Below are 15,109 nucleotides of genomic sequence, written 5' to 3' on the forward strand. Positions count from 1 at the left end.
GGCCTGCATCAAGAATTCTTATCTAACCCCGAATACTCGGGGCGACAAGGGCTCGACGTGCGATCGTCTGTATGTTCCAATATTTGAAAGAACTTTTGACTCCTGCCTAACTCTTTTGGCAGACTTCAAAGATAAAGCTTTTTACCTCTTGAAGTCAACTATTTAATAACTAATTTTCTTTAGTAAGACTTCTCTTTCGAGGCGGTGCAATGATAAGAACTTATTTACTTGGATGCAAATAATTATTAGCACCACATTTAGGTAATAATAAGTTTCTTGTACTCAGGATAAATAAAAGAAAGTTGAAACTATTCTTCTTCTGAACTATTGCCGGAAGAATCAGTTTGATCCCCGGAAGACGACTCAGTCTTTTTATCTTTTTTAGACTCAGCTCCAGAAGAGGTAGTCTTTTTGCTCTGACCTGCCCGACGTGTGCGCTTCTGCTTTTTACTGTCCTTAGGCTTTATATCATTATAATCTACAAGCTCTATGACAGCCATCTGAGCATTGTCACCAGATCGGTATCCCAATTTAACGATCCGTGTATATCCACCAGGACGATCCATTGCCTTTTGTGCTACCTCATCGAAAAGATGAGAAACAACTTCTTTATTTTTGAGCTTCGAGAATACTTGCTGCCGATTATGAGGCGTATCTTCTTTCGCCTTTGTAATCAGAGGTTCAACAAATGGTCGAAGCGCTTTGGCTTTAGCAACTGTAGTTACAATCCTGTGCTCCTTCAAAAGAGCTACAGAGAGAGCACTTAATGTTGCTTTTCGGTGTGAGGTAGTTCGACCTAGTTTTCTTCCTTTTTTTAAATGACGCATTTCTATCTATCTATAAAAGCTTTATGAATTATCTAAATACTTCTTAACATCCATTCCAAAATGAAGATCCTTACCTTCAATTACTTCAACAAGTTCGGCCAGAGATTTTTTTCCGAAATTACGGAACTTTAGTAAATCCTGCTCATCTCGGGCAACAAGTTCACCAATCGTATTTATATTAGCAGATTTGAGGCAGTTGTAGGAACGAACACTCAGATTCAGATCTTCGATGCTTGTTTTAAGTAAATTAGCTATTCTTTGCTTTTCGGCATCAACTTCTTCTTCCTCCTGAGTGAAGGGTTCATCAATTTCTTCGGTGATGAACTTCTCAGTATGCTCCTTCAATATTTTTCCGGCTATGGTAAGCGCTTCTTTCGAATTAATGGATCCATCTGTAGTAATGTCCATAACAAGCTTCTCATAGTCGGTACGCTGACCAACCCGGACATTTTCTACATCAAACTGAACTTGTTTGATAGGTGTGTAAATAGCATCGATAGGAATTAGGTTCACATCTTCTTCCGTATCTACACTCTGTTCCTCGGCAGGGACATATCCCCTTCCGCGACCTACATGAAGTTCCATTTCGATATTTGCATCTTCTGCCATGGTGGCAATAACGAGATCGTTGTTCAACACCTCATAATCAGCAGTGGCTTCATTGATATCATCAGCAGTTAATGAACCTTCGCCTGATTTTGATATATGTACAATACCACTACTTTGCTCAACCTGCTTAAAACGGACTTCCTTCAGATTAAGGATAATCTCGTAAACATCTTCCTTCACGCCTTCAATGCTGGAATATTCATGTTCTACACCGTTGATTTTAACAGCGTTTATGGCTATTCCAGGAAGTGAAGAGAGAAGAATTCTACGAAATGAATTCCCAATAGTAACTCCGAAACCCCGTTCCAGAGGTTGCAATATAAAAGTGCCAAATGTATCCGTAGCCTCTTCAACTTCTAACGGTTCTGGCATTTGAATGCTATAATTACTCATATCAAAAACGTTCTTGAACTAGTTTTAAATTATTTGGAATAAAGCTCAACGATAAGCTGGACATTGATATTTTCTGGAATTTCTTCCATCTCAGGCATATTCAAAAACTTGCCCTTCATATCCTTCTTATCTATCTCTATCCATTTATATTTACTTGTTGGAGCGTGTTGTATAGATTCATTTATGATCTCTAAATTCTTTGACTTGGGACGCACGCTCACTACATCGCCAGGCTTAAGTTGGTAAGAGGGAATATTCACTACCTCTCCATTGACCACCATATGTTTGTGATTCACAAGTTGTCGGGCCTGTCGTCGAGTTCTTGCAAAACCAAGACGATATACGGTATTGTCTAAGCGGCTTTCCAGTAGTTGAAGCAGAATCTCACCAGTTACTCCATCTTTGGCGTTTGCTTTATCAAACAAGTTAGAAAATTGCTTTTCCAACAAACCATATGTGTACTTGGCTTTCTGCTTTTCTTCTAGCTGAATAGCGTATTCTGATTTCCTCGAATATCGAGAACGTCCATGTTGTCCCGGCCCATATGGTTTACGCTCCAGTGCTTTACTGGGACCAAAAATAGGCTCTCGGAATCGTCTTGCTTTCTTTTGTTTTGGACCTCTGTATCTTGCCATAACTGTTAACTGATAATTTCTTCTTTAAACTCTTCGTCGTTTAGGTGGTCTGCAGCCGTTGTGTGGAATAGGTGTACGATCTTTAATCGAAGTTACTTCCAATCCACTTGATGCGATAGCCCTCACCGCAGCTTCTCGTCCGGATCCAGGCCCCTTTACAAACACTTCAACACGCCTTAAGCCCATCTCATGTGCTGCAGTAGCTGCAGTTTCAGCGCTAAGCTGTGCTGCATAGGGCGTATTTTTCCGTGATCCCTTAAATCCTTCTTTACCAGCCGATGACCAGGAAACTGCGTTCCCTTCTGCATCAGTTATGGTAACAAGTACGTTATTAAAGGTAGCCTTAATAAAGGCCATACCGTTGGGATCAGAAAGCTGCTTTCGTCGTTTCTTTTTTGCAGATCTACGTTGTCTCTTTGCCATTTATTTGTGCTTATTATTTTCTTGGAGCTGATTTCTTACCTGCAACAGTCTGTCGCTTACCTTTACGGGTACGCGCATTGGTTTGCGTTCTCTGACCCCGGACCGGTAATCCTTTTCGGTGGCGATTGCCACGATACGATCCAATCTCGATCAATCGGCGTATATTGGCTTTTACTTCGCTACGTAAAGCCCCTTCCACCTTATATTCGTTATCTATTTTTTGACGGAGATCAGATACTTGACTGTCGGTCCAGTCTTTTACTTTGATATCACGATCGATCTCCAGCTCATCAAGTATATCCTGAGCTGTTGACCGACCGATACCATGTATATAGGTCAGACCTATTTCTCCACGTTTATCTTTCGGTAAGTCTATTCCAGCGATTCTTGCCATAAAAACTATACAGGTTTATAAATCTATCCTTGTCGTTGCTTGTGACGAGGATTCTTTTTATTGATTACATATACACGACCATTGCGTCGTACAATCTTGTCGTCTGAACTTCTTTTCTTTACTGATGACTTCGTTTTCATAGTACTAAATTCTTTAAATTAGAATTTATTTATAACGATACGTTATACGTCCCTTCGTTAAATCGTAGGGAGACATTTCCACGGCGACACGATCGCCGGGAAGAATTTTGATATAGTACATTCTCATTTTTCCAGAAACATGGGCTAAAATTTCATGCCCATTATCGAGCTTCACGCGAAACTGCGCGTTCGGCAATGCTTCAATAATTTCACCGTCTTGTTTAATTGGCTCTTCTTTAGCCATTTCTAAATCTTTGCGTTTATTCGACTTTTGGTGATCTCTCTAATATAATCAAAAGTACTTAGAATTTCAGCTTTTCCTTCGCGGACAACGATGTCATGCTCATAATGTGCAGCTACTTTTTTATCCGCTGTTACAACAGTCCAGCCGTCATCCAATGTTTTAATTTTCCAAGATCCCATGGTGATCATGGGCTCAATGGCCAAGGTCATACCTGATCGCAACCGATCTCCGCGCCCCGCTTTCCCAAAATTAGGAACCGAAGGGTCTTCATGAAGTGATTTTCCGAGGCCATGTCCCACCAAATCTCGCACTACACCAAATCCTGCATCTTCACAGTGCGTTTGCACAGCATTGGAGATATCTCCGACTCTGTTGCCATGCACCGCCTGTTCTATACCTTTGTAAAGGGATTCAAGTGTAGCTCGTAACAAACGAATTTTTTCGTCTTCACATTCCCCAACTGCAAAAGTATAGGCATGGTCGCCGAAATATCCTTCTTTTTCGACGCCACAATCGATCGAAACAATATCTCCTTCTTTTAATTCCCTTTTTTCGCTCGGTATTCCGTGAACAACTTCCTCATTAACCGAGATACAAAGTGTAGCGGGAAATGTATTCCCCTTAGGGCCATAACCTTTAAAAGCAGGACGACCATTATTTTTTTTAATAAACTCTTCTGCGACACGGTCTAACTTGGCGGTCGTCACACCTGGCTCAATATATTTAGCCACTTCTGCTAATGTCCGGGAGACCAACTGAGCGCTTTCGCGCATTTTCTCTATTTCTGATTCACTCTTCAAATAGATCATTATGCCCTTCGACGTCCTTTCATTTTTCCGGTTTTCATAAAGCCGTCGTAGTGACGCATCATCAAATGACTTTCAATTTGCTGCAGCGTATCCAGGGCTACACCTACGATAATCAAAAGACTTGTTCCTCCATAGAACAGAGCAAAGCCAGGTGTAACACCCATACGAGCCACAATCGCAGGCATAATAGCTATAATTGCCAAAAAGATAGAGCCCGGGAGCGTAACTTTCGTCAGGATATTATCGATAAACTCCACGGTTTGGTTTCCTGGACGTACTCCGGGAATAAATCCACCTTGGCGTTTCATGGTATCCGCCATTTCACGTGGATTAACTGTAATAGCTGTATAGAAGTACGTAAAGAACACTACAATTATTCCAAAGATAATTGAGTAGGTAACTCCGGTAAAATCACTTGACCAAGCTGTTAACATTTGGACAGTCTCATTATTCGGGAAAAAGGTCCCTATTGTGCTTGGAATAAACATAATTGACTGGGCAAAAATAATCGGCATAACTCCCGCTGCATTCAATCTAAGCGGTAAGTATTGTGTAGTTCCACCGTAAACCTTTCGTCCAACAACCCGTTTTGCATATTGCACAGGTACTTTTCGCACACCCTGGGTCAGCAATACGCAAGCAGCAATCACCAGAATTAGCGCTGCAATTTCCATAATAACGATGATAAGATTTCCTTTTGTGGTGACCTCATTAATCAAACTCGCAGGCAATCGGGCAATAATACCAATCATAATGATAATGGAAATACCGTTTCCGATTCCCCGATCCGAAATACGTTCGCCCAACCACATTACAAAAGTGGTCCCGGCAGTTAAGATAATCATCGAGGTTAAAACAAAGGTGAAGTTACTGACAACAATAGCGTTGGGGGATGTAGCCATTAAATTTATGGCAAAACCGATAGCCTGTACCAATGTAATCCCAACTGTGCCATAACGTGTCAGGCGATTAATTTTTCGTCGTCCTTCTTCACCCTCTCGTTGCAACTTTTGGAAATAAGGGACAACAGCGCCCATAAGCTGAATAATAATTGCAGCTGTAATGTAAGGCATAATTCCTAGCGCAAATACACCTGCACGAGAAAAAGCACCACCCACAAACATATCAAAGAGTCCCAGCAAACTTGAGGCGTCACCTGCCTGCTGCGTGAGCTGACTCGCATCAATCCCCGGAAGTGTGACAAAACTCCCGATTCGGTAAACCATCAAGATACCAATAACATAGAGGATCCGATTTTTCAGTTCCTCTATTTTAAATATGTTTCGAAAGTTTTCAATCAAACTCATTTAGAAGGTGGCTAACTATTTAATTTTCATTAACAAATGTAATGTTACCGCCGGCTTCTTCAACTTTTTCCTGAGCTGATTTACTGGCTTTATGCACTTCAATATCTATCGAAGCTTCGATGTCACCATCACCCAACAGCTTTATCAAATCATTTTTTCCGGCTAATCCTGCATCCCGCAGATCTGATAATGTTATTTTTTCGCCTAATTTATCATGCTCAATAAACAGTTGAATAGTTCCGGTATTTACAGCAACATATTCCGTACGGAATTTGCTGTTGTTAAATCCCCATTTGGGGATACGTCGCTGCAAAGGCATTTGACCACCTTCGAACCAAAATTTCTCTTTAAAGCCACTCCGTGATCGTTGCCCGTTATGACCTCTTCCAACCGTATGGCCCCCTCTTCCTGAACCTTGTCCGCGACCGATACGTTTGGCGTTTTTCTTGTTGGGTTCCGGAGCGTTTAAATTGCTTAAATCCATCGTATTGTCTTTGGTTAAATTCCTTAGATCTATTAGCCTTCAAATACTTTATTCAATGAAACTCCTCTTCGCTCGGCAACTTCCAGCGGATCTGTTAAATTCTTCAAACCGTTATAGGTTGCCTTTACCATATTATGAGGATTTGATGATCCTACAGATTTCGTCAAGATATTCTGAAGACCTGCAATATCGAGCAGTGCCTTAACAGGTCCACCTGCAATTACACCGGTACCCTCAGATGCAGGTCTGAGAAGTACTTCGCCGGCTCCTTCTTTACCTGTAATGGTATGGAAGATACTGCCGGTTTTCGTCATCGGTACCTTAATCAAATTCTTCTTAGCATTATCAAATCCTTTTTGGATGGCATCAGAAACTTCGTTGGCTTTACCGAGACCATGTCCAACAACACCGTCTTTATTTCCAACAACCACAATAGCATTAAAACTAAAGCGGCGGCCACCTTTTACTACCTTCGAGACCCGGTTAATATGCACCAGTTTCTCTTCAAGGTTCAGATTTGTAGGTGTTATGTTATGTCGTCGTTTTATTTTAGGCATAATAATTCTTTTTAAAAGTCTAATCCTCCTTCACGAGCACCTTCTGCCAGTGCTTTAACTACGCCGTGATATTTATAACCACTGCGATCGAAAACAACTTGGTTGTATCCTTTATCCTCAGCAAGTTTTGCCAAATGCTTTCCAACAATTTCGGCAGCTTCTTGCTTTGTCTTATCCTCGATTTCATCGCCAAGCTCTTCGGTTTGGGTTGAGGCGGAAACCAATGTCTGCCCCAAACGATCATTAACGAGCTGTGCGTAAACATGTTTATTACTTTTGTAAAGACACAACCGTGGACGATCTGCCGTACCACGTATCGTTGAACGAATACGGCGTCGTATTCTATCTCGACGTAATTTTTTGCTAATATTCTTATCCATCGTAATTATAAATCCTGTTATGCTTGTGCTTTAGCAGCAGATTTACCGGCTTTTCTGCGAACCCACTCATCAACGTAACGAATTCCTTTGCCTTTATACGGCTCGGGAGGACGTAATGAGCGAATTTTAGCGGCAACCTGGCCAACTAATTCCTTATTAATTCCTGATATAATCACCATTGGGTTCTTTTTTGACTTGGTATCAACCTCAATATCGACCTCATCCGGTGGTACAAAGTAGATCGGATGAGAGAACCCTAATTGCAATTCCAGAACTCCGTTACTTATTGATGCTCGATAACCTACACCAATAATTTCGAGCTCCTTTTTATATCCTTCTGTTACACCAGTCACCATATTGCTTAATAGTGACCGATATAACCCATGAAGGGATCGATCTATTTTTTCATCAGCAGTACGGCTGATAATAAGTTGATTATCTTCTTTTTCAACATTAATACTGGGATCAATCTTCAAGCTATCGCTACCTTTTTCACCTTCAATAGTAACGACATTATCAGCATTAATGCTGAACTTAACATCATCTTTTAATTCAACCGGTTGATTTCCGATACGAGACATAATTCTATAATCTTATTTTTAATAAACAGTGCACAATACTTCGCCACCCACATTTACTTTGCGGGCCTCTTTATCGGTCATAACGCCGCGAGAAGTAGACAGGATAACAATACCCAGTCCATTAAGAGCCCGGGGAATCTCATCAGCTGAACAATATTCACGCAGTCCAGGCTTAGAACGACGTTTCATTTTCTTTATTACAGGATGACCATATGCATCATACTTCAGAAACAAACGAAGCATCCCCTGTTTGCCGTCATCGATGTTGATATACTTATTTATATATCCCTTATCTAACAGGATTTTGGTCATGGCACGTTTTAATTTCGATGCCGGTATATCAACACGACGATGACCCGCTTGTTGTGCGTTACGTATTCTTGTTAAATAATCTGAAATTGGATCAAACATAAAAGTTCTTCGTTAAATTTTTTACCAACTTGCTTTTCGCACGCCGGGAATTTTTCCGTCGAGCGCAAGTTCACGGAATTTAATACGAGAGATACCATACTTGCGAATATAGCCTCGGGCACGGCCGGTCAAGCTACAACGGTTGTTTACCCTTGTAGGACTGGCATCACGTGGAAGTTTCTGTAGTTCCTCCCACTTTCCTTCTTCCTTTAGCTTCTTCCGCTTTTCTGCGTACTTCTCTACTGTTCGCTTTCGTTTTTTGTTTCGTGCTATCCAAGCTTTTTTAGCCATAATAGAGTGTGCTTGTGTTATTTAATTTCTTCGTTGAAATGGCATTCCGAATTCTTTCAACAGAGCATAAGCTTCTTCATCAGTCTCTGCTGTCGTCACAAACGTGACATCCATACCATGAATGGTATCCACTTCGTCGGTATTTATTTCAGGAAATATCGTATGCTCTTTAATACCGAGCGTATAATTTCCTCTTCCATCGAAACTCTTATCAGGGACACCTTGAAAGTCACGTGTTCTTGGCAATGCCAGGTTAATCAACCGATCCAGGAATTCGTACATCTTTTTCTTCCTCAGAGTTACCTTACATCCGATAGGTACTCCTTCCCGAATCTTAAAATTAGAGATCGATTTTTTAGACTTCGTCAAAATCGGCTTTTGTCCCGTAATCTGAGCAATATTTTCTGAAACAGTATCCAATCGTTTCTCATTTTCTACTGCTTCTCCAACACCGCTGTTTATTACAATCTTTTCCAGTTTCGGGACAGCCATGACGCTGTCATACTCAAACTGTTCCTGCAGATTTGATATAATTTCTTCTTTATACTGTTTGTAAAGTCTTGCTTCTGCCATTCTATAATAACTTCTTATTTATCAATGATCTCGCCACTTTTTTTCGCGTAGCGAACCCAACGTCCGCCACTATCGTCTTCAATGCGTTTTCTACCAATACGAGTAGGTTCTCCGGTAGAAGGATCAAGTATCATTACATTAGATATATGAATAGGAACTTCACGTTCGATACGCCCACCCTGTGGATTTTCCTGCGTTGGCTGGTCGTGATGTACGCGCATATTTATTCCTTCAACCAATACTCGTTCTTTATCCGGAAACACCGCTAATATGCGGCCTTCCAGACCTTTGTCATTTCCAGCGATTACTCGCACTTCATCGCCTTTCTTAACATGTAATTTCTTCTGCTTATTTTTCTTACGTGGCATAATAAAAATCTTTTTTAAAGCACTTCTGGAGCAAGTGATACAATTCGCATATAATTCCGTTCACGTAACTCTCGGGCAACCGGACCAAAGATCCGGGTTCCTACTGGTTCACTTTCTTTATTTATGATAACAGCTGCATTTTCATCAAATCGTATATAGCTGCCGTCATTTCGGCGGATCTCTTTTTTGGTTCTAACGACTACCGCCGTTACTACTTCACCCTTTTTTACGTTACCACCAGGTATTGCAGTTTGAACGGAAGCAGAAATCAGATCACCAATTCGTGCATATCGTCGCTTGGAATCTCCAAGGACTTTAATACACTTGATCTGACGAGCGCCGCTGTTATCAGCAACATTTAATTTTGTTTGTGCTTGTACCATTGCAAATTCCTAAAATATATATCCGTTATTTTGCTCGTTCAATAATTTCAACAAGTCGCCAAGATTTTCTTTTTGAAAGTGGCCTGGTAGACATAATCTGTACCAGGTCTCCTTCATTGGCCTGATTATCTTCATCATGGGCCATATACTTGGTCGTCTTGGTAATATATTTTCCGTAAATCGCGTGTTTAATTTTTCGGTCGACAGCAACAGTAATAGTTTTATCCATTTTGTTGCTGACTACGCGACCTTTTCGTTGTCTTCGTTGTACTCGTTCTGGTTGTGCCATTGTGTTAGCTATTCAGCACTTTCTTCTTGTTCTTTTTCAGTAATGATTGTATGAATTCGGGCAATCTCGCGACGTGTCATCGTAACACGAGCGGGATTTTCAAGCTGACCGGCAATTGCACGGTTAAATTTCATATCCTGCAATGCCTGCTTTTCATCTTTCAGCCTAGCCTTCAATTCAGCAATAGATTTATCTCTAAGTTCGTGAGCTTTCATATCTTTTAAATGCTTTGAAATTAAGGTCCGTCATAATCGCGACGAACAATAAATTTCGTTTTAATTGGGAGTTTATAATCTGCTCTTCGCATCGCTTCCCAAGCCAATTCTTCAGAGACGCCGGCAATTTCAAACAAAATTCTACCAGGTTTCACAACTGCTACATACTCTTCAACCGCACCTTTTCCTTTACCCATACGTGTTTCTGCCGGTTGAGCTGTTTTCGGCATATCCGGGAAGATACGAATCCAAGTCTGTCCATCACGCTGCAACTGGCGTGCAATAGCGATTCGGCAAGATTCGATCTGCCGAGATGTAATATATTTAGGCTCAAGAGCCTTTAAACCAAAATCGCCATATGCAAGCGTATGTCCTCGCTGTGCCGTACCTTTCAGGCTTCTTCGATGCTGCCTGCGGCGTCTTACATTTCTTGGTTCTAACATAATCTAGTTATTTCCTCTGTTAATTAACTTCTACTTCGTCTTCTTCGACGCGACCGTTTACCTCCTCCGCGTCGGCTTCGTGAATCATCTTTCTGCTGGGTGTGAGCATCCCCTGGAGTAAGTTCAATATCTCCAAGAATTTCGCCTTTGAAAATCCATACAGTAACACCAATGGATCCGTAAATAGTATTCGCAGTGGTGTTATAATAGTCAATATCGGCACGCAAAGTATGCAAAGGAACTCTTCCTTCACGGTACTGCTCTGTACGTGCCATCTCAGCACCACCTAATCGTCCGGCGCAGCGAATCTTGATTCCTTCCGCTCCCATTCGCATGGCAGAAGAAATAGCTGTCTTCATTGCTCTTCGGAACGATATCCGGGCTTCAAGCTGCTGTGCAATGTTTTGGGCGACCAAGCTTGCATCGGTTTCGGGTCGTTTAATCTCACTTACATTAATTTGAACTTCCTTATCCGTAATTTTCTTCAGCTCTTCACGCAGAAGTTCAATCTGTTCACCACCTTTACCGATAATAACACCGGGGCGGCTGGTTTTTAATGTAAGAAGTATTCGTTTTGGTGTTCGTTCGATTATGACTCGCGAGAGCCCTCCATTTTGAAGACGCGTATGCAAGTATTCGCGCAGTTTTGTGTCTTCGTATAAAATTTCAGGCTTATTCTCTTCGGAATACCAATTGGAATCCCAACCGCGAATTATGCCGAGTCGTAAACCTACTGGATGTGATTTCTGTCCCAAGGTATTATCTCTTATTAATTAACTAATTCTTCTTCTTTTTCTGCCACAACAACCGTGATGTGACATGTACGTTTGCGAATCTGGTTAGCGCGTCCCATAGCTCTTGGTTGAATGCGCTTCAGAGTCGCACCTTCGTCTACATAAATTTCTTTGATATATATATCCTGGTTATCAAGTCTGGCCTCTTGAAACTTGTCCCGAATATTAGCAGCAGCCGATTTAACAACTTTAATAACATCAGCAGCTGCATCCTTATGAGTAAATTCAAGCTTTTTCAAAGCCTTATCGACCCTGTCTCCTCGAACAGCATCAACCACCAAACGAGCTTTCCGTGGTGATCTACGAAGATGCTTCTGTACAGCTCGTGCTTCTTTTATATCTTCAGCCATAATATCTTACATTCCTGGTTTTTTCGGTGCTTCTCTACTTGCTTTCGATTTAACAGGGTGGCCACGGAACGTTCGCGTAGGTGCAAATTCACCTAACTTGTGGCCTACCATGTTCTCGGTAATATAAACCGGGATAAATTGCTTCCCGTTATGAACGGCTATTGTCAATCCAACAAAATCAGGCGTAACCATAGAACTACGCGACCATGTTTTAATGACATTCTTACTGCCGCTCTCATTCATTTCATCGATCTTACGCTGTAGTTTGTAATATACGTAAGGTCCTTTTCTTAGCGATCTAGGCATAACTAATTACTTTTTAGACTTTTTACGACCTCGGACAATATATCGGTCCGAAAGCTTCTTTCGTTTTCTCGTCTTTAATCCTTTTGAAGATTGCCCCCACGGCGAACGCGGATGTCCACCAGAGGCCTTTCCTTCACCACCACCCATTGGGTGATCAATAGGGTTCATTGCAACACCCCGGGTATGCGGCCGCTTGCCTTTCCATCGGTTACGTCCGGCCTTACCCAGTGAGGTATTAAAATGATCCGGATTACTTGTGGAACCTACTGTTGCAGTACACTTACCTAAAATCATTCGAACTTCGCCAGAGGGTAATTTCACTGTAACATATCTGTCAGATTTCGCAATCATCTGTGCAGATGTACCAGCACTCCGGCAAAGCTGTGCACCCTGTCCGGGATGCAATTCAATATTATGGATAAAGGTTCCCGGCGGCATAAATTTCATCGGCATAGCATTACCGACATCAGGTTCCACATCAGTTCCACTTACTATAGTGTCTCCAACCTTTAACTTATCCGGTGCAATGATATATCGCTTCTCACCGTCGGCATAAGCTACCAGTGCAATTCGCGCAGACCGATTAGGATCGTACTCAATCGTCTGAACTTTTGCAGGGATATCATACTTATCGCGTTTAAAATCGATATAACGATATCGACGTTTATGACCTCCGCCGCGATGGCGAGATGTCATACGCCCCTGCTTATTTCTACCACCAGTGTTATGCTTACCCTTTACAAGCCTTTTTTCCTTAGGCTTGCTCACGGTAACATCATCAAACACAGGAGCAATTCTGTGTCTTTCACCGGGCGTTGATGGATTTGATTTCTTTGTAGCCATTGAACTATTGGTTTCTAAATTTCACTAAAGAAGTCAATTTCGCCTTCTTTGAGAGTTACAATTGCTTTCTTCCAAACTTTTTCTCGGCCTGCGACATACCCACTCTGTGTGTATCGTCCTTTAGGTTTTGAAGGCATAATCATCGTATTGATCTGATCGATCTCCACAGTTGGATAGCGGTCTAATACCGCTCGTTTGATATCCGCTTTGGAGGCATACTTATCAACCTCAAAAGCGTATTTGCCTTCTTCCTGTAGCCGAGTAAGTTTCTCTGTAATTAATGGTTTTTTTAATACTTGTTTCATGCTGCTGCCTCCTCTGAAGATTCAATAGATCCTTCTAAAACATCAATTGCACTTTCCTGAATCAAAATCACTTCAGCATCAAGGATCTGATAAGTCGTAGGTTTATTTGCTTCCAATACCTGTACATCAGGAATATTACGAGCAGATTTATACAAAATTTTATCAGTATCTGCCGTAAGTATTAATACCTTTTTTCCGTCAATATCTAATGCTTTAAGAATGTCAGCAACTTTCCGCGTCTTTGGCTCTTCCAGTGATAAGTCATCAATAATCTTTATAGCCTCATCATTTGCCTTTGCAGACCATGCTGATTTTCGGGCCAACTGGCGCGAGTTCTTTGACATTCGGAATGAGTAATCGCGTGGACTCGGACCAAAAACTGTACCACCACCTTTTAACAAAGGTGAACGGATGGATCCTCTTCGAGCCCTTCCAGTTCCTTTTTGACGATAAGCCTTACGTCCACCACCGCGAACCTGTCCTCGTTCTTTCGTATTTGAGGTTCCCTGGCGCTGGTTGGCCATATACCGTCGAACATCTTCATATATAACGGTTTCATTGGGCTCAATTCCGAATATTGAATCGAGCAGCTCAGCCTTTTCGCCGCTATCTTGTCCTTCTGTTGTTAAAATTGGAAGCTTCATTGCTATTGTTTCTTACTATCGATTGTAAATTTCTACAAAACGCCCATTCGGACCAGGCACTGAACCGGTAACCATCATTAAGTTTGACTCACTGAATATTCTGGCTACGGTTAAATTCTTCTCTTTTGCTCGCTCGTTTCCACTGCGTCCGGCCATCTTCATACCCGGAAATACACGTGAGGGATCAGATGCCTGACCAATCGAACCTGGATGACGCTGACGATCATGCTGACCGTGTGTTGCTTCACCAACACCGCTAAAATTGTGTCGCTTCATGACGCCGGTAAACCCTTTGCCTTTACTTACGCCAACGACATCGACCTTATCTCCGACATTGAACACATCTTCAATATTTAGCTCGTCTCCAAGTTCAAATCCTTCAGGAACAAAATTTCGGAACTCTCTAATATACTTTTTAGGAGTTGTTCCCGCTTTCTCAAAATGACCTTGCAAAGGTTTTGAGGTGTTTTTCTCTTTCTTATCGAAAGCAGAAAGCTGAACAGCCTCATAGCCATGCTCATCATTGGTCTTGATCTGAGTAATTACATTCGGATCTACTTCGATAACAGTAACGGCATAGTTTCGACCGTTGTCATCGAAAACATTTGTCATTCCGATTTTTTTACCAATTAAACCACTACTCATTGTTCAGTGACTGATAATGTTACACTTTAATTTCTACGTCTACACCAGAGGGCAACTCTAGCTTCATCAATGCATCGACGGTTTGAGATCCGGTAGAAAGAATATCGATCAAACGCTTGTGAGAACGATATTCAAACTGTTCTCGTGCTGTTTTATTTACGTGCACAGAACGAAGTACAGTTATAATATTTTTCTTAGTCGGAAGTGGGATCGGTCCCGATACCACTGCTCCCGTCGATTTTACTGTTTGTATTATCTTTTCAGCCGATTTATCGATCAGGTTATGATCGTACGACTTTAATTTTATTCGAATCTTTTGTTGTGTTGCCACAGCTAGTAAATTTCTTTTATCGCTGCTGACACCTTATCGATGCCAACAGCCAAAATTCTTATTCAATAATTTCGGTTACGACGCCGGCGCCTACGGTGCGGCCGCCTTCGCGGATCGCAAAACGCAGCCCTTCTT

At 41.7% G+C, this 15,109-nt stretch carries 30 protein-coding genes; all 30 read right to left on the reverse strand.

Going from position 1 to position 15,109, the window contains the following annotated elements; genetic code table 11:
* Positions 1 to 308 precede the first annotated feature (308 nt).
* Complete coding sequence (gene rplQ / locus ACT3ID_RS18675) at positions 309 to 827, reverse strand: 50S ribosomal protein L17 (protein WP_491543585.1); 519 nt, start codon at positions 825 to 827, stop codon at positions 309 to 311.
* Between the two features lie 21 nt (positions 828 to 848).
* A complete protein-coding gene (locus tag ACT3ID_RS18680) occupies positions 849 to 1,829 on the reverse strand; it encodes a DNA-directed RNA polymerase subunit alpha (RefSeq protein ID WP_491543586.1) in 981 nt (326 codons plus the stop codon).
* Positions 1,830 to 1,858: 29 nt separating this feature from the next.
* Entirely contained in the window at positions 1,859 to 2,464 is a 606-nt protein-coding gene (gene rpsD / locus ACT3ID_RS18685; RefSeq protein WP_491543587.1) for a 30S ribosomal protein S4, read from the reverse strand.
* Between the two features lie 24 nt (positions 2,465 to 2,488).
* Complete coding sequence (gene rpsK / locus ACT3ID_RS18690; protein ID WP_491543588.1) at positions 2,489 to 2,887, reverse strand: 30S ribosomal protein S11; 399 nt, start codon at positions 2,885 to 2,887, stop codon at positions 2,489 to 2,491.
* 13 nt (positions 2,888 to 2,900) lie between these two features.
* Positions 2,901 to 3,281 carry a 30S ribosomal protein S13 gene (rpsM, locus tag ACT3ID_RS18695; RefSeq protein WP_491543589.1) on the reverse strand — a complete coding sequence of 127 codons (381 nt, stop codon included), beginning with the start codon at positions 3,279 to 3,281 and terminating at the stop codon, positions 2,901 to 2,903.
* A gap of 23 nt (positions 3,282 to 3,304) precedes the next feature.
* Positions 3,305 to 3,421 (reverse strand): 50S ribosomal protein L36, encoded by a 117-nt coding sequence (gene rpmJ / locus ACT3ID_RS18700; protein ID WP_491543590.1) that lies wholly within the window; start codon positions 3,419 to 3,421, stop codon positions 3,305 to 3,307.
* Positions 3,422 to 3,446: 25 nt separating this feature from the next.
* Positions 3,447 to 3,665: a translation initiation factor IF-1 gene (gene infA / locus ACT3ID_RS18705; RefSeq protein ID WP_491543591.1), complete on the reverse strand. Its 219-nt coding sequence runs from the start codon at positions 3,663 to 3,665 to the stop codon at positions 3,447 to 3,449.
* Between the two features lie 2 nt (positions 3,666 to 3,667).
* Positions 3,668 to 4,474, reverse strand: a complete 807-nt coding sequence (gene map / locus ACT3ID_RS18710) for a type I methionyl aminopeptidase (RefSeq protein WP_491543592.1) — start codon at positions 4,472 to 4,474, stop codon at positions 3,668 to 3,670.
* A complete protein-coding gene (gene secY, locus ACT3ID_RS18715) occupies positions 4,474 to 5,781 on the reverse strand; it encodes a preprotein translocase subunit SecY (protein WP_491543593.1) in 1,308 nt (435 codons plus the stop codon). The genes map and secY overlap by 1 nt, the downstream gene beginning before the upstream one ends.
* A gap of 19 nt (positions 5,782 to 5,800) precedes the next feature.
* Entirely contained in the window at positions 5,801 to 6,265 is a 465-nt protein-coding gene (gene rplO, locus ACT3ID_RS18720) for a 50S ribosomal protein L15 (protein ID WP_491543594.1), read from the reverse strand.
* Between the two features lie 32 nt (positions 6,266 to 6,297).
* Positions 6,298 to 6,822: a 30S ribosomal protein S5 gene (gene rpsE, locus ACT3ID_RS18725; RefSeq protein ID WP_491543595.1), complete on the reverse strand. Its 525-nt coding sequence runs from the start codon at positions 6,820 to 6,822 to the stop codon at positions 6,298 to 6,300.
* A gap of 11 nt (positions 6,823 to 6,833) precedes the next feature.
* Positions 6,834 to 7,202, reverse strand: a complete 369-nt coding sequence (rplR, locus tag ACT3ID_RS18730) for a 50S ribosomal protein L18 (protein ID WP_491543596.1) — start codon at positions 7,200 to 7,202, stop codon at positions 6,834 to 6,836.
* A gap of 17 nt (positions 7,203 to 7,219) precedes the next feature.
* A complete protein-coding gene (rplF, locus tag ACT3ID_RS18735) occupies positions 7,220 to 7,783 on the reverse strand; it encodes a 50S ribosomal protein L6 (protein ID WP_491543597.1) in 564 nt (187 codons plus the stop codon).
* Between the two features lie 18 nt (positions 7,784 to 7,801).
* Positions 7,802 to 8,194 carry a 30S ribosomal protein S8 gene (gene rpsH / locus ACT3ID_RS18740; RefSeq protein ID WP_491543598.1) on the reverse strand — a complete coding sequence of 131 codons (393 nt, stop codon included), beginning with the start codon at positions 8,192 to 8,194 and terminating at the stop codon, positions 7,802 to 7,804.
* A gap of 21 nt (positions 8,195 to 8,215) precedes the next feature.
* Entirely contained in the window at positions 8,216 to 8,485 is a 270-nt protein-coding gene (rpsN, locus tag ACT3ID_RS18745) for a 30S ribosomal protein S14 (protein ID WP_491543599.1), read from the reverse strand.
* Between the two features lie 21 nt (positions 8,486 to 8,506).
* On the reverse strand, positions 8,507 to 9,058 hold the full coding sequence (rplE, locus tag ACT3ID_RS18750; protein WP_491543600.1) for a 50S ribosomal protein L5: 552 nt from the start codon (positions 9,056 to 9,058) through the stop codon (positions 8,507 to 8,509).
* Between the two features lie 14 nt (positions 9,059 to 9,072).
* Positions 9,073 to 9,426 carry a 50S ribosomal protein L24 gene (rplX, locus tag ACT3ID_RS18755; RefSeq protein WP_491543601.1) on the reverse strand — a complete coding sequence of 118 codons (354 nt, stop codon included), beginning with the start codon at positions 9,424 to 9,426 and terminating at the stop codon, positions 9,073 to 9,075.
* A gap of 14 nt (positions 9,427 to 9,440) precedes the next feature.
* On the reverse strand, positions 9,441 to 9,809 hold the full coding sequence (gene rplN / locus ACT3ID_RS18760; RefSeq protein ID WP_491543602.1) for a 50S ribosomal protein L14: 369 nt from the start codon (positions 9,807 to 9,809) through the stop codon (positions 9,441 to 9,443).
* Between the two features lie 25 nt (positions 9,810 to 9,834).
* Positions 9,835 to 10,098: a 30S ribosomal protein S17 gene (gene rpsQ / locus ACT3ID_RS18765; RefSeq protein ID WP_491543603.1), complete on the reverse strand. Its 264-nt coding sequence runs from the start codon at positions 10,096 to 10,098 to the stop codon at positions 9,835 to 9,837.
* An 8-nt stretch (positions 10,099 to 10,106) separates the two neighbouring features.
* Positions 10,107 to 10,313 (reverse strand): 50S ribosomal protein L29, encoded by a 207-nt coding sequence (gene rpmC / locus ACT3ID_RS18770; protein ID WP_491543604.1) that lies wholly within the window; start codon positions 10,311 to 10,313, stop codon positions 10,107 to 10,109.
* A gap of 20 nt (positions 10,314 to 10,333) precedes the next feature.
* Positions 10,334 to 10,756: a 50S ribosomal protein L16 gene (gene rplP / locus ACT3ID_RS18775; RefSeq protein WP_491543605.1), complete on the reverse strand. Its 423-nt coding sequence runs from the start codon at positions 10,754 to 10,756 to the stop codon at positions 10,334 to 10,336.
* A gap of 23 nt (positions 10,757 to 10,779) precedes the next feature.
* Positions 10,780 to 11,511, reverse strand: a complete 732-nt coding sequence (rpsC, locus tag ACT3ID_RS18780; RefSeq protein ID WP_491543606.1) for a 30S ribosomal protein S3 — start codon at positions 11,509 to 11,511, stop codon at positions 10,780 to 10,782.
* A 14-nt stretch (positions 11,512 to 11,525) separates the two neighbouring features.
* Entirely contained in the window at positions 11,526 to 11,900 is a 375-nt protein-coding gene (gene rplV / locus ACT3ID_RS18785; protein WP_491543607.1) for a 50S ribosomal protein L22, read from the reverse strand.
* 6 nt (positions 11,901 to 11,906) lie between these two features.
* A complete protein-coding gene (gene rpsS, locus ACT3ID_RS18790) occupies positions 11,907 to 12,206 on the reverse strand; it encodes a 30S ribosomal protein S19 (RefSeq protein WP_491543608.1) in 300 nt (99 codons plus the stop codon).
* 6 nt (positions 12,207 to 12,212) lie between these two features.
* The gene (rplB, locus tag ACT3ID_RS18795; protein ID WP_491543609.1) at positions 12,213 to 13,049 is read right to left on the reverse strand and encodes a 50S ribosomal protein L2; all 837 of its coding nucleotides are present in this window, start codon (positions 13,047 to 13,049) and stop codon (positions 12,213 to 12,215) included.
* 14 nt (positions 13,050 to 13,063) lie between these two features.
* The gene (gene rplW, locus ACT3ID_RS18800; protein ID WP_491543610.1) at positions 13,064 to 13,354 is read right to left on the reverse strand and encodes a 50S ribosomal protein L23; all 291 of its coding nucleotides are present in this window, start codon (positions 13,352 to 13,354) and stop codon (positions 13,064 to 13,066) included.
* Positions 13,351 to 13,998, reverse strand: coding sequence for a 50S ribosomal protein L4 (gene rplD / locus ACT3ID_RS18805; protein ID WP_491543611.1), 648 nt, complete (start codon positions 13,996 to 13,998; stop codon positions 13,351 to 13,353). The genes rplW and rplD overlap by 4 nt, the downstream gene beginning before the upstream one ends.
* A gap of 15 nt (positions 13,999 to 14,013) precedes the next feature.
* Positions 14,014 to 14,643, reverse strand: coding sequence for a 50S ribosomal protein L3 (rplC, locus tag ACT3ID_RS18810; RefSeq protein ID WP_491543612.1), 630 nt, complete (start codon positions 14,641 to 14,643; stop codon positions 14,014 to 14,016).
* A 19-nt stretch (positions 14,644 to 14,662) separates the two neighbouring features.
* The gene (rpsJ, locus tag ACT3ID_RS18815) at positions 14,663 to 14,974 is read right to left on the reverse strand and encodes a 30S ribosomal protein S10 (RefSeq protein ID WP_491543613.1); all 312 of its coding nucleotides are present in this window, start codon (positions 14,972 to 14,974) and stop codon (positions 14,663 to 14,665) included.
* 58 nt (positions 14,975 to 15,032) lie between these two features.
* Positions 15,033 to 15,109, reverse strand: a 77-nt coding sequence (locus ACT3ID_RS18820; RefSeq protein ID WP_422447782.1) for an EF-Tu C-terminal domain-related protein, incomplete at its 5' end; no start/stop codon positions are given.

This window comes from Fodinibius sp. GM108 (genome assembly GCF_058386985.1).